The organism is Streptomyces sp. NPDC028907 (genome assembly GCF_055564995.1).
The window spans coordinates 853,738-866,961 of sequence record NZ_JBVHVE010000002.1 but is presented as its reverse complement, the minus strand read 5'-3'; the positions used below and the strand labels follow the sequence as shown (position 1 = coordinate 866,961).

Here is a 13,224-nt window from a genome sequence, read left to right as displayed (position 1 = left end):
ATCTGGGTCACATGCAGAGCCGTGCCGTGGTCAGCTGTCGAAACCCAGGCCCAGCCGGTCCATCGCCTTCAGCCACAGATTGCGCCGCCCTCCGTGCGCGTCGGCGCGGGCCAGCGACCACTTGGTGAGCGCGATGCCCGTCCAGGCGAACGGTTCCGGAGGGAAGGGCAGCGGCTTCTTGCGGACCATCTCCAGCTGGGTGCGCTCCGTGCGCTCCCCCGCCAGGAGGTCCAGCATCACGTCGGCGCCGAAGCGCGTGGCGCCCACGCCGAGGCCCGTGAAGCCGGCCGCGTACGCCACCTTGCCCTGGTGGGCCGTGCCGAAGAACGCCGAGAAACGCGAGCAGGTGTCGATCGCGCCGCCCCACGCGTGGGTGAAGCGGACGCCCTCCAGCTGCGGGAAGCAGGTGAAGAAGTGCCCGGCGAGCTTGGCGTACGTCTCCGGCCGGTCGTCGTACTCGGCGCGGACCCGGCCGCCGTACGGGTAGATCGCGTCGTAGCCGCCCCACAGGATGCGGTTGTCGGCAGAGAGCCGGAAGTAGTGGAACTGGTTCGCCGAGTCGCCGAGGCCCTGGCGGTTCTTCCAGCCGATCGAGGACAGCTGCTCCGCGCTGAGCGGCTCGGTCATCAGGGCGTAGTCGTAGACCGGGACGGTGTAGGCGCGGACGCGCCTGACCAGGTTGGGGAAGATGTTGGTGCCGAGCGCGACCTGGCGGGCGCGGACCTGGCCGTAGGGGGTGCGTACGGCCATGCCGGCGCCGTACGGCTTCAGGGTGAGGGCGGGGGTGTGCTCGTAGATGCGGACGCCCAGGTCGAGGCACGCCTGCTTCAGGCCCCACGCCAGCTTGGCGGGGTTGACCATGGCGACGCCCCGGCGGTCGTGGAGGCCGGCCTGGAAGGTCGGTGAGTCGACCTGGGCCCGGACCGCGTCGGCGTCCAGGAACTCGACGCCGTCGGCGAGGCCCTTGTCCCGCAACTCCTCGTACCAGTCGCGCAGTTCCCACGCCTGGTACGTCTCGGTGGCGACGTCGATCTCGCCGGTGCGTTCGAAGTCGCAGTCCAGCGAGTAGCGGGCGACCGCCTTCTCGATCTCGTCGAGGTTGCGGGCGCCCAGCTCCTGAAGCTTGTGGATCTCGCCCGGCCAGCGCGCGAGCCCGTTGGGCAGGCCGTGGGTGAGGGAGGCGGCGCAGAAGCCGCCGTTGCGGCCGGAGGCGGCCCAGCCCACCTCGCGGCCTTCGAGCAGCACGACATCCCGCTGCGGGTCGCGCTCCTTGGCGATGAGCGCGCTCCACAGTCCGCTGTAGCCCCCGCCGACGACCAGCAGATCGCAGGTCTCGGCGCTGGTGAGGGCGGGTTCGGGGTGGGGCCTGCCGGGGTCGTCCAGCCAGTACACGACCGGCTGGGCGTCGGAAAGGGATCTCGTCCAGCTGTTGCCACGACTCATGGCGCTCGGGGCCATGATTTCAACTCCCTACGGGGGTTTCCCTTTGGCTTTACGCCTTTGTCTTACGCCTTTTGCTTGGTACGGCGATTGCTGATGACCATGGAGGCCAGGACGAACAGTACGGCGACGACGAACATGGCCGTACCGATGACATTGATCTGAACGGGCGTTCCGCGCTGGGCCGATCCCCAGACGAACATCGGGAAGGTGACGGTGGAGCCCGCGTTGAAATTGGTGATGATGAAATCGTCGAAGGAGAGCGCGAAGGCGAGCAGCGCGCCCGCCGCGATTCCGGGGGCCGCGATCGGCAGGGTGACCCGCACGAACGTCTGGACCGGGCCGGCGTACAGGTCCTGCGCGGCCTGCTCAAGACGCGGGTCCATCGACATCACGCGCGCCTTCACCGCCGTCACGACGAAGCTCAGGCAGAACATGATGTGGGCGATGAGGATCGTCCAGAAGCCGAGCTGGGCGCCCATGTTGAGGAACAGGGTGAGCAGCGAGGCCGCCATGACGACCTCGGGCATCGCCATCGGCAGGAAGATCAGCGAGTTCACGGCGCCCCGCGCGCGGAAGCGGTAGCGGACCAGCGCGAAGGCGATCATCGTGCCGAGGACGGTGGCGCCGAGCGTCGCCCAGAACGCGATCTGGAGGCTGAGGGACAGCGATCCGCACAGGCCGGCCACGCCGCACGGGTCCTGCCAGGCCGCCGTGGAGAACTCCTGCCATTCGTAGTTGAAGCGCCCCTTCGGATTGTTGAAGGAGAAAACCGTGACGACGACGTTCGGCAGCAGGAGATAAGCGAGAGTCAGCAGTCCCGCGATGACGACGAGATGGCGCTTGAGCCAGTTGACGAAGGTCATTTAAACCAGATCCTCCGTGCCGGACTTGCGGATGTAGACGGTCACCATGACGAGGATGGCGGCCATGAGGATGAAGGAGAGCGCCGCGGCCGTCGGATAGTCCAGGATGCGCAGGAACTGCGTCTGGATGACGTTGCCGACCATGCGGGTGTCCGTGGAGCCGAGCAGGTCGGCGTTGACGTAGTCACCGGCCGCCGGGATGAAGGTCAGCAGGGTGCCGGAGACGACGCCGGGCATCGACAGAGGGAAGGTGACCTTGCGGAAGGTGGTGATCGGCTTGGCGTACAGGTCGTTCGCCGCCTCGTGCAGCCGGGGGTCGATGCGTTCCAGCGAGGTGTAGAGCGGCAGGACCATGAACGGCAGGAAGTTGTACGTCAGACCGCACACCACCGCGAGCGGCGTGGCCAGCACGCGGTCGCCGTCGGTCATGCCGAGCCAGCTTGTGACGTCCAGGACGTGCAGCGTGTTGAGGGCGCCGACGACGGGGCCGCCGTCCGCGAGGATCGTCTTCCAGGCGAGGGTGCGGATCAGGAAGCTGGTGAAGAACGGCGCGATCACCAGGATCATGATCAGGTTCTTCCAGCGGCCCGCGCGGAAGGCGATGAGGTAGGCGAGCGGGTAGCCGAGGACCAGGCACAGGACGGTCGCCGAGCCGGCGTAGAGCACCGAGCGCAGGAACTGGGGGTAGTACTCGGACAGCGCGTCCCAGTACGTCGCGAAGTGCCAGGTGACCTTGTAGCCCTCCTCCAGGGAGCCCGTCTGCACGGACGTGGAGGCCTGGTAGATCATCGGCAGCGCGAAGAACACCAGCAGCCAGAGGATGCCGGGGAGCAGCAGCCAGTACGGGACGAGACGGCCGCGCCTCCGCGGGGGCTTCTTCTCGGGGGCCGTCGGGGTCAGAGGCGGTGGCGCCTCGGTGAGCGTCGACATCAGGCGGCCGCACCTTCCTCGACCCCGGCGGAGCCCGTTGTCCCAGCAAGCAGGGACTGGGCGGCGTCGAGGCCGAAGGTGTGGGCCGGGCTCCAGTGCAGGACGACGTCGGCGCCGGGGACCAGGCGGGTGTCGCGGTCGACGTTCTGGACGTAGACCTCGAAGTCCGGGCAGACGGCGCTGTCGACGACGTACTGCGTGGAGACGCCGATGAAACTGCCGTTGGTGATCTTGCCGGTGATGCGGTTGCGGCCCTCGGGGATCTCACCCGCGTCGTCGGCGTGAGTGAGGGAGATCTTCTCCGGGCGCACCCCGACCAGCACCTTGCCGCCGGTCGTCGTGGCCGCTGAGCAGCGCGACTCGGGCAGGACGAGCTTGCCGCCGCCCGCCCTCAGCACGATGTCATCGCCGCTCCTGGAGTCGACCTCGGCCTCGATGAGGTTGGAGGTGCCGAGGAAGTTGGCGACGAAGGTCGTGCGCGGGTTCTCGTACAGGTCGGTGGGCGAACCGAGTTGCTCGACGCGGCCCGCGTTCATCACGGCGACCGTGTCGGCCATCGTCATGGCCTCCTCCTGGTCGTGCGTGACATGGACGAAGGTGATGCCGACCTCGGTCTGGATGCGCTTGAGCTCCAGCTGCATCTGGCGGCGCAGCTTGAGGTCGAGGGCGCCGAGGGGCTCGTCGAGGAGGAGCACCTTGGGGTGGTTGATCAGAGCCCGGGCCACGGCCACGCGCTGCTGCTGGCCGCCCGACAGCTGGTGCGGTTTCTTGCGGGCCTGCTCGCCGAGCTGTACGAGGTCGAGCATGTCCCCGACCTGCTTCTTCACCGACTTGATGCCGCGCCGGCGCAGACCGAAGGCGACGTTCTCGAAGATGTCGAGGTGCGGGAAGAGGGCGTAGGACTGGAAGACCGTGTTCACGGGCCGCTTGTACGGCGGCAGGGCGGTGACGTCCTGGTCGCCGAGGTGGACGGTGCCGGAGGAGGGTTCCTCCAGGCCGGCGATCATGCGCAGCGTGGTGGTCTTGCCGCAGCCGGAGGCGCCGAGCAGGGCGAAGAAGGAGCCCTGGGGGACGGTCAGGTCGAGCGGGTGTACGGCGGTGAAGGAGCCGTAGGTCTTGGCTATGCCGGAGAGGCGGACGTCGCCGCCGTGGTCGGTCTTGTTCGTCGTCACGGTGATCACGCCCCTGTCAGCTTCGCGAACTTCTGTTCGAACTCGGTCTCTTCCTTCGAGCTCAGCGAGCGGAAGGGGTGGGACTTCTCGGCCATCGCCTTGTCGGGGATGATCAGCGGGTTGTTCGCCGCATCCGGGTCGATCTTCTCCAGCTCGGCCTTCACGCCGTCGACGGGCGTCACGTAGTTGATGTACGCGGCGAGTTCGGCGGCCGGCTTCGGCTCGTAGTAGAAGTCGATGAGCCGCTCGGCGTTCGTCTTGTGGCGGGCCTTGTTGGGGATCAGCAGGTTGTCGGTCGACGTGATGTACCCGCTGTCCGGGATCAGGAAGTCGATGTCCGGGCTGTCCGCCTTCAGCTGGACCACGTCACCGGCCCAGGCTATGCAGGCCGCGAAGTCGCCGCTGGTCAGGTCGGAGGTGTAGTCGTTGCCGGTGAAACGGCGGATCTGGCCCTTGTCGACGGCCTTCTGGATGCGGGCGACCGCCGCGTCGAAGTCGTCGGTGGTGAAGTCCGCCGGGTCCTTGCCCATGTCGAGCAGGGTCATGCCGATGCTGTCCCGCATCTCCGACAGGAAGCCGACGCGCCCCTTGAGCCTGGGGTTGTCGAGCAGGTCGGAGAGCGACTTCACCTCGACGCCGTCCAGCGCCTTCTTGTTGTAGGCGATGACGGTCGAGATGCCCTGCCAGACATAGGAGTAGGCACGGCCGGGGTCCCAGTCCGGGTCGCGGAACTGCGCCGAGAGGTTGGCGTAGGCGTGCGGGAGGTTGGAGGGGTCCAGCTTCTGGACCCAGCCGAGGCGGATCAGGCGGGCCGCGAGCCAGTCGGTGAGGACGATGATGTCCCGGCCGGTGTCCTGCCCCGCCGCGAGCTGCGGCTTGATCTTGCCGAAGAACTCGACGTTGTCGTTGATGTCCTCGGTGTACTTGACCGAGATACCGGTCCGCTTCTTGAACTGGTCGAGCGTGGGATGGTGCTTCTCGCTGTCGTCCACGTCGATGTACTCGGTCCAGTTGGAGAAGTTCACGACCTTCTCCTTCGCCGAGTGGTCCTCCGCGGAGACACCGCCCTGGGTGTTTCCGGCCGCGGGGATCCCGCAGGCGCTGAGCGTGCCCAGTCCGCCCAGCGCGAGCGCGCCGCCCGTGGAGGCACGCAGCAGGGAACGGCGGGTCATGGCGGCCCGGCCGCCTCGCAGGCTGCGCCGCATGGCGGCCACTTGGGCCGGGGAGAGGCGGTCGGGCTCGTACTGCTCCATGCGCGTGGTGACCTTTCGGGAGATCGGGAGGGAGGGGAGGCCGGGCGGCTGGTCGGGCGGGCGGGCTCCCCCTGTCGTCTGGTCTGGCTAGCGGTCCCCGAAGACGGTGCGGTGCCAGTCCTTCCTGGCGACCGCGGTGTTGTCGAACATGACGTGCTTGATCTGGGTGTACTCATCGAACGAGTACGCCGACATGTCCTTGCCGAAGCCGGACGCCTTGTAGCCGCCGTGCGGCATCTCGCTGATGATCGGGATGTGGTCGTTGACCCACACGCACCCGGCCTTGATCTCGCGGGTGGCGCGGTTCGCCCGGTACACGTCGCGGCTCCACGCGGAGGCCGCGAGCCCGTACGGCGTGTCGTTGGCGAGCCGGATCCCCTCGTCGTCGCCGTCGAACGGCAGGACGGCCAGGACCGGCCCGAAGATCTCGGACTGGACGATCTCGCTGTCCTGGGCCGCGTCGGCGACGAGGGTGGGCCGGTAGTACGCGCCGTTCCTGAGTTCGCCCTGCGGCGCCTCACCGCCGGTGACCACACGCGCGTAGGCCCGCGCACGGTCGACGAATCCGGCGACCCGGTCGCGCTGGACGTGCGAGATCAGCGGTCCGAGATCGGTACCCGGCGCGAACGGATCACCGAGCCGGACGCTCTCCATGAGCGCGGCGGTCCGCTCGACGAACGCCTCGTACAGGGGGCGCTGCACATACGCGCGCGTGGCGGCCGTGCAGTCCTGCCCGGTGTTGATGAGCGCGCCCGCGACGGCACCGTGGGCGGCGGCCTCCAGGTCGGCGTCGTCGAAGACGACGAAGGGCGCCTTGCCGCCGAGTTCCAGATGGATCCGCTTGACGGTGGCGGTGGCGATCTCGGCGACGCGCCTGCCGACGGCGGTGGAGCCGGTGAAGGAGGTCATGGCGACGTCGGGATGCCCGACGAGGTGCTCACCGGCCTCCCTGCCGGTCCCGGTGACGATGTTGACGACCCCGTCCGGGATGCCGGCGTCGGTGGCGGCCTGGGCGAAGAGAAGCGAGGTGAGCGGGGTGAGCTCGGCGGGCTTGAGCACGATGGTGTTGCCCGCGGCGATGGCCGGGAGGACCTTCCAGGCGGCCATCTGGAGGGGGTAGTTCCATGGGGCGATGGAACCGACGACACCGATGGGCTCGCGGCGCACGTACGAGGTGTGGTCGCCGGAGTACTCCCCCGCGGACTGGCCCTGGAGATGCCGGGCGGCGCCCGCGAAGAAGGCGATGTTGTCGATGGTCCCGGGAACGTCGAACTCACGCGTCAGCTTCAGCGGCTTCCCGCACTGCAGGGACTCGGCCCGGGCGAATTCCTCGGCGCGCTCGGCGAGCACGGCGGCGAAGCGGTGCATCGCGTCGGAGCGCTCGCCCGGGGTGGCGCCGGCCCAGCCGGGGAACGCCTCTCGCGCGGCGGCGACCGCGGCGTCGACGTCCTCGGTGCCGGCCAGGTCGTACGTGTACACCTCCTCGCCGGTGGCAGGGTCGACGACGGCGTGGGTGCGCCCCGAGGTCCCCTTCACGAGGCGGCCCGCGATGTACTGCGCGCCGTCCGCGAAGCGGTCCTGGGCCGGGAATCGTTCCGGGGTGGCGGTGCCCGGGTTGTGCATGTCGCTCCCTCCGTGCCCCGAGATGGGGCCGGCGTGGCTCAGGCTCGATTTGAGTGCCGATCCTGGCAGAGCAGGAAGGCTCCAACAAGTGATTCCGTTGTTGCCTTTTGGTTACGCAACGGAATCTGTCGACCAGGTGTCGAGTTGGCCTGGAAAACGCGGGACGGATTGTCGGTGGTGCCTGTCAGACTCGGGGACATGGCGAAGATCGATTCTTGGGATGTCCTGATCCAGGAGGTCCGTGCGGGGACGAGAGTCAGGTATCTGCACTTCTGGGGGCACCGACCACGAGCGGACGGGCAGCTGAGCGCGAGTTGCCTGAGCCAGTGGTGGGCCGCGCCGTTCACGGTGGACGGCGTGTCGTACGCGACCGCCGAGCACTGGATGATGGCCGAGAAGGCACGGCTGTTCGGGGACGCGGAGGCGGAGCGGCGGGCGCTGGCGGCCGGGCATCCGTCCGAGGCGAAGAAGGCCGGGCGGCTGGTGCGGGGGTTCGACGAGGCGACATGGGAGCGGGAGCGGTTCCGGATCGTCGTCGAGGGGTCGGTCCACAAGTTCGCGGCGGATGCGGGGCTGCGGGGATTTCTGCTGGGGACCGGGGACCGGGTGCTGGTGGAGGCCAGTCCGGTGGACCGGGTCTGGGGCATCGGGCTGGCCGCGGGGGACGAGGGGGCGGCGGATCCGGAGCGGTGGCGGGGGCCGAACCTGCTGGGGTTCGCGTTGATGGAGGCGCGGGAGCGGCTGCGGGGTGAGCCGACCGGCGCTTGAGGGGCCGACGCTACGGCCGGCCCCTGCACCTCACCGGGTCCGGGACCTCACAGGGTCCGGGACCTCACAGGACGCCCATGACACTCGCGAAGATGGCGAAGCCCAGCACCGGGAGGATCACGGTGGCCACGATCCCGCAGACAAGACCGGCGGTCGCCGCGCCCTTGTTGGTGGCCTCGCCCCGGTTGGCCTTGCCCCGGCCGATCGCGCCGAAGATGATCCCGAGGATTCCGAGGATGACGCCGAAGAACCACAGGAAGAAGGTCAGGCTGCACACCACGCCGATGATGCCCAGGACCAGTCCGGTGGTGCCCATGCCGTTGCTCGGCTGCATCGGCATGGCATAGCCGGGCGCCTGCGGGTAGGTGCCCGGGTAGGAGGGGCCGGCGGGCGGATAGCCGTACCCCGGGCCGGGCTGCGGGGCCGACGGCGGGTAGGCGTATCCCCCGGCGGGCTGTTGCGGCGGCTGCGACGGCGGCGGCCCGAAGCCACCGGGTCCGGGATTGGCGTCGGACATGAACTGCTCTCCCCTCGTTGACAGTCAGGGCATCGTAATCGCCCTGTTCATGCCAGGGATTCAGCGGACCGCCGCGACGGACACCGGCGCCGACACCGGCACCGGGGAGGCGCCGTAGTAGTCGTCGTCGTAGTCCTCCGAGTTGACGGCGGCCGTGATGCCGATGATGACCAGGACGATCATGAGGACGCCGAGGACGATGCCGATGATGCCCGTGATCAGACCGGCCTGCGCCTGTCCGCGGTTGTCGGCCTCGCCGCGCTCGGCCTTGCGGCGTCCCTGGACGCCGAAGATCACGGCGAGGATGCCGAGGACGATGGAGACCACGCCGTACAGACAGAAGAGGCAGCAGGACAGGATGCCGAGCACCAGGGCCGCGACGCCCATGCCGTTCTGCGGCGGCATCGGCATGCCGGGCCAGCCGTAGCCCGGGGGGTAGCCGGGGAAGCCGTAGCCGCCCGGGGCGCCGGGGCCGGTGGGCGCGATGGGCGGGGGCGGGACGGCGGCACCGGGCGGGGGGTAGCCGTAACCGGGGGCGGGGCCGGTCGGGGCCGTGGCGTCGGGCGCGGCGAAACCGTCGGACGGCATCGACGTGACCGTGGCCTGGTCGTGGACGGACGGCGGCCGCGGCGCGTCGTCGGGCGCCGGGTTCTTGTCCGGCGACGGCCGGTTCTTGTCCAGCGACGGCCGGCTCTCGGGCGGCGCCCACGGGTCGTGGCCTCCCCCGGCCTCCCCGCCGGGCAGCGCTGCGTCCGTCATGTCATGTCCCCCCTGGTGGTTCGTGCCGCCATGCTACGGCCCCCCACCCGCCTTCCGGCGGCCGGTGTCCGACCGTCGGCACCCGCTCTCGTCCCCGCTGCATACGATGGCACCGCATGCGATCAGCCGATCACCCGCGTCCCGCCGCTCACACAGCCGGCCACGGGACGCCGTTCCCGGGGAGGAACCTTGACCGACCATCTCGTCGACGCCAGCGTCCCGCGCGATCTGCACGCCTTCATCGCCGGACTGCCCAAGGCCGAACTGCACGTGCACCACGTCGGCTCCGCCTCCCCCCGTATCGTCTCGGCCCTGGCGGCCCGCCACCCCGACTCCAAGGTCCCCACGGATGCCGAGGCCCTGGTCGACTACTTCACGTTCACGGACTTCGCCCACTTCATCGACGTGTACCTGTCCGTCGTGGATCTGATCCGCACCCCGGAGGACGTACGGCTGCTCACCTACGAGGTGGCCCGCGACCTGGCCCGCCAGCAGGTCCGCTACGCCGAGTTGACCATCACCCCGTTCTCCTCCACCCGCCGCGGCATCGAGGCCGGGGCCTTCATGGCGGCGATCGAGGACGCCCGCAAGGCGGCCGAGGCCGAGTTCGGGACCGTGCTGCGCTGGTGCTTCGACATCCCGGGCGAGGCCGGACTGGAGTCGGCGGAGGAGACCGTACGGCTCGCCACGGACGACCGGCTACGCCCGGAGGGCCTGGTGTCGTTCGGACTCGGCGGGCCCGAGATCGGCGTACCGAGGCCCCAGTTCAAGCCGTACTTCGACCGGGCCATCGCCGCCGGGCTGCACTCCGTGCCGCACGCCGGCGAGACCACCGGACCGGAGACCGTCTGGGACGCCCTGACCCACCTGCGCGCCGAGCGCATCGGACACGGCACCAGTTCCGCCCAGGACCCGAAGCTGCTCGCGCACCTCGCCGAGCACCGGATCCCGCTGGAGGTGTGCCCGACCTCCAACATCGCCACGCGCGCGGTCCGCACGATCGACGAGCACCCGATCAAGGAGTTCGCGAAGGCCGGGGTCGTCGTCACCGTCAACTCCGACGACCCGCCGATGTTCGGCACCGACCTCAACAACGAGTACGCCGTCGCCGCCCGGCTCCTCGACCTCGACGAGCGCGGCCTGGCCGACCTCGCCAAGAACGCCGTCGAAGCGTCCTTCCTCGACGACCCCGGCAAGGCCCGGATCGCGGCCGAGATCGACACGTACACCGCGGACTGGCTCGCCCCCTGACTCCGCGGGCCCCCGCCCCCACCACAATGGCCCCATGCAGAACGTGACCGCCGTCGCCCACCGCGGCGACCCCTACCGCGTCCGCGAGAACACCCTCGACTCCCTGCGCTCCGCGCTGCGACGGGGCGCGGACGCGGTGGAGATCGACGTACGTCTCACCAAGGACGGCGTGCCGGTGCTCCTGCACGACGAGACCCTGAAGCGGCTGTGGGAGCAGGACCGTCCGCTGCTCGCCCTGTCGTCGGCCGAGGTGCGGGGGCTGACGGCGGGCGGCGTGCCGACCCTGGAGGAGGCGCTGGCGGCGTGCGGCGACAGCCGGGTGATGCTCGACCTGCCGGGCACACCCGATGTCCGGGCCGCGCGCCGGGTCGTGGACGTCGTCCGCGCGTGCGGGGCGCAGGACCGCGTCTACTACTGCGCGGGCGCGCCGGCCATGCTCGCCGTGCGCGCCGCCGACCCGGCCGCCGAGATCGCCCTGACCTGGACGACGCTGGCCCCGCCGCGCGCCGGCCTGCTCGAAGCGGTACGCCCGCGCTGGCTCAACTACCGCTTCGGCCTGGTCGACCGCGCCGTCGCCGAACGCGTCCACCGCGCCGGCTACCTCCTGTCCGTCTGGACCCCGGACACCCGGCGCTCCATGCGCCGTCTGCTCGATCTCGGCGCCGACTCGATCACGACCAACCGCATCGACGTCCTGCTCGCTACACGCGGGACTTCTGCGGCACGGTCGCCGCGTCCGCGGGGGTCTCGCGCGTGAGGTACTGCGGGACGGGTGTGTCGTCCTTGCCGGTGTCGCGGACGAGGCCGTAGCGGAGCACGCCGTCGGGCGGCCCCTGGTTGATGTCCTTGTTCGCGGCGTCCCAGTCCGACGGGAAGACGCTGAGGCCGTAGTCGGCGCCCCGCTCGTTGACGGTGAGGCGGACGCTGCCGTCGAGGTAGAAGTACTCGTTCTGCCACATCTGCTGGGTGCCGGCGGGCAGGACGGCGTAGCCGGTGGTCGTGTTGCCCATGCCGGTGGCGGAGGTGTCGCTGACCGGGTCGTCCATGCGGCGGCCGCCGCCGGAGGCCACGTGGAACAGCTCGCCCTTCAGGCCGGTCCAGGTCGGCATGACGAGGCTGCCCGCCCGGTACTGCGGTGAGATCTGCCAGCGGACGAGAACGTAGCCCTGCCCGGTCAGCGTGACGGTGTCGCCGCGGTGGTTCATCACGGCGTGGTGGCCGCCGGTGCTGGTGATGCCGGACTCGCGGCGGTGCGGCAGGACGGCGGGCTCGGCGTTCGGGTCGGGGGCCCGGTCGACGGCGTCCACGACCGTGCCGTACAGCTCGGCCTTCCGGGTCGGTGACGGCGATGGTGACGGGGTCGCCGACGGGGCCACGGTCGGTGGGAGCGAGGGCGGCCGGGCGGTGCTCGCGGCCGTGGGGGCGGCCGCGCGCGGGGGCGGGGCGTCCGGGGTCTCGGTGACGACGTAGGCGCCGCCCGCCACGAGCGTCGCGCCGGCCGTGACCGCCACGGCGGGCTGGGTGAGCGCGGCCATCACCTTCGCCGACCAGCCGACGGAGGTCGCCGTGGCCGTCGCCGCGGCCGCCGTCTTGCCGCCGAGGGCGAGGGAGAGGGTGAAGCCGACCGGGATCGGGACGAGGGCGATGCCGACGAGGAGGCGCTCCGCCGGTACGACGGCCTCGCGGGTGTCGCCGCAGTAGCCGCAGCCCCTGATGTGCCGGGCCAGCCGCTTGCGCCAGACCGAGTCGGGGCGGCCGCCGAAGCGGGCGGTCACCTCGCGCAGGCCGGGGCAGGCGCCGTCCAGCGCCCGGACGATGCCGCGCGCGGTCTCCAGCCGTTCCTTCACCCGCTGGACGCGGACGGCGGCGTGCTGCCGGCTGATCCCGGCCGCGGCGGCCAGTTCGCGCCGGGTCAGCTCGCCCGCGACCTCCAGCCACCACAGCGACAGCAGCTGCCGGTCCTCGTCGTCCAGCCAGCGCACCGCCTCGGCGACCTCGCGGCGCTGTCCCTCCAACTGGAGCCGCAGCACGGTGAGTTCGGCGAAGTCGGTGGCCTCGCGCGCCGCCGACTCGTCCAGTTGCGCGGTCTGCCTGCGGCGCGCCCGGTCCCGGATCTGCCGCATGGCGATGGCGACGAGCCAGGAGCGGAAGCTGTCCGGGTCCCGCAGCGAGCCGAGGTTGCCGACGGCGCGCAGCATGGTCTCCTGGACGACGTCGTCGACATCGGCATGGCCGTTCAGGGCCCGCCCGACCACGTTGTAGACCAGCGGCAGCCACCCCTCGACCAGCTCGTCCAGCGCCTGCCGGTCCCCGGCCTGCGCGGCCGCGATGGTGGAGCGCCACTGCCTGCGGGCTCCCTCGTCCACGTGCGTCCTCTCCCAGGTCATCTGCTGCCCGTACGCACCTTCCTGCCTGACCAGCACCGTTGGCTATATCGGAGATCACATTCCGCTTCCGGAGTGGAGACGCGGTGAAGGCAGCGGGGATAACACTTTTCCGGCAGTCGGCGGCCCGTAAGGGCGATCCCCTACAACACCCTTGTTCCGTACGGAACTTGCTCCAGGGCTCCCCCAGGGTCGAGCACCTCCTCGCCGACGATTCGGCGGCAACCGCCTCGCCCCGACGATGATCACGCACTTCCCGCC

General features: G+C 70.4%; 12 protein-coding genes. 3 read left to right on the top strand and 9 right to left on the bottom strand.

From position 1 onward, the window contains the following. Positions 1–30 precede the first annotated feature (30 nt). From ACZ4UU_RS08470 to ACZ4UU_RS08445, 6 genes are all read right to left on the bottom strand, one after another. The gene (locus tag ACZ4UU_RS08470; protein WP_468037675.1) at positions 31–1,458 is read right to left on the bottom strand and encodes an NAD(P)/FAD-dependent oxidoreductase; all 1,428 of its coding nucleotides are present in this window, start codon (positions 1,456–1,458) and stop codon (positions 31–33) included. Positions 1,459–1,505: 47 nt separating this feature from the next. Next, positions 1,506–2,306: an ABC transporter permease gene (locus ACZ4UU_RS08465; RefSeq protein ID WP_468037673.1), complete on the bottom strand. Its 801-nt coding sequence runs from the start codon at positions 2,304–2,306 to the stop codon at positions 1,506–1,508. After that, the gene (locus tag ACZ4UU_RS08460) at positions 2,307–3,236 is read right to left on the bottom strand and encodes an ABC transporter permease (protein ID WP_468037671.1); all 930 of its coding nucleotides are present in this window, start codon (positions 3,234–3,236) and stop codon (positions 2,307–2,309) included. Next, positions 3,236–4,417, bottom strand: coding sequence for an ABC transporter ATP-binding protein (locus tag ACZ4UU_RS08455; protein ID WP_468037669.1), 1,182 nt, complete (start codon positions 4,415–4,417; stop codon positions 3,236–3,238). Before ACZ4UU_RS08455 ends, ACZ4UU_RS08460 begins: the two co-directional genes overlap by 1 nt. Beyond that, positions 4,414–5,661, bottom strand: coding sequence for a polyamine ABC transporter substrate-binding protein (locus tag ACZ4UU_RS08450; RefSeq protein WP_468037667.1), 1,248 nt, complete (start codon positions 5,659–5,661; stop codon positions 4,414–4,416). The genes ACZ4UU_RS08455 and ACZ4UU_RS08450 overlap by 4 nt, the downstream gene beginning before the upstream one ends. 87 nt (positions 5,662–5,748) lie before the next feature. After that, positions 5,749–7,284 (bottom strand): gamma-aminobutyraldehyde dehydrogenase, encoded by a 1,536-nt coding sequence (locus ACZ4UU_RS08445; RefSeq protein WP_468037665.1) that lies wholly within the window; start codon positions 7,282–7,284, stop codon positions 5,749–5,751. Between the two features lie 198 nt (positions 7,285–7,482). On the opposite strand from ACZ4UU_RS08445, the gene ACZ4UU_RS08440 reads away from it, so the two are divergent. After that, entirely contained in the window at positions 7,483–8,052 is a 570-nt protein-coding gene (locus tag ACZ4UU_RS08440; RefSeq protein WP_468037663.1) for an NADAR family protein, read from the top strand. A 64-nt stretch (positions 8,053–8,116) separates the two neighbouring features. Here the strand turns inward: ACZ4UU_RS08440 and ACZ4UU_RS08435 are convergent, their stop codons facing one another. Both ACZ4UU_RS08435 and ACZ4UU_RS08430 read right to left on the bottom strand, forming a co-directional pair. Then, on the bottom strand, positions 8,117–8,569 hold the full coding sequence (locus ACZ4UU_RS08435) for a DUF4190 domain-containing protein (protein ID WP_468037661.1): 453 nt from the start codon (positions 8,567–8,569) through the stop codon (positions 8,117–8,119). Positions 8,570–8,629: 60 nt separating this feature from the next. Beyond that, on the bottom strand, positions 8,630–9,328 hold the full coding sequence (locus ACZ4UU_RS08430; protein ID WP_468037659.1) for a DUF4190 domain-containing protein: 699 nt from the start codon (positions 9,326–9,328) through the stop codon (positions 8,630–8,632). Positions 9,329–9,457: 129 nt separating this feature from the next. Here ACZ4UU_RS08430 and ACZ4UU_RS08425 point away from each other — a divergent pair, with 129 nt between their 5' ends. Both ACZ4UU_RS08425 and ACZ4UU_RS08420 read left to right on the top strand, forming a co-directional pair. Beyond that, complete coding sequence (locus ACZ4UU_RS08425) at positions 9,458–10,579, top strand: adenosine deaminase (protein ID WP_468037905.1); 1,122 nt, start codon at positions 9,458–9,460, stop codon at positions 10,577–10,579. 34 nt (positions 10,580–10,613) lie between these two features. Further along, positions 10,614–11,336, top strand: coding sequence for a glycerophosphodiester phosphodiesterase (locus ACZ4UU_RS08420; RefSeq protein WP_468037657.1), 723 nt, complete (start codon positions 10,614–10,616; stop codon positions 11,334–11,336). On the opposite strand, the gene ACZ4UU_RS08415 is transcribed toward ACZ4UU_RS08420, so the two are convergent. Then, entirely contained in the window at positions 11,281–12,966 is a 1,686-nt protein-coding gene (locus ACZ4UU_RS08415) for a sigma-70 family RNA polymerase sigma factor (protein ID WP_468037656.1), read from the bottom strand. The two genes, ACZ4UU_RS08420 and ACZ4UU_RS08415, sit on opposite strands and share 56 nt — an antisense overlap. Positions 12,967–13,224 lie beyond the last annotated feature (258 nt).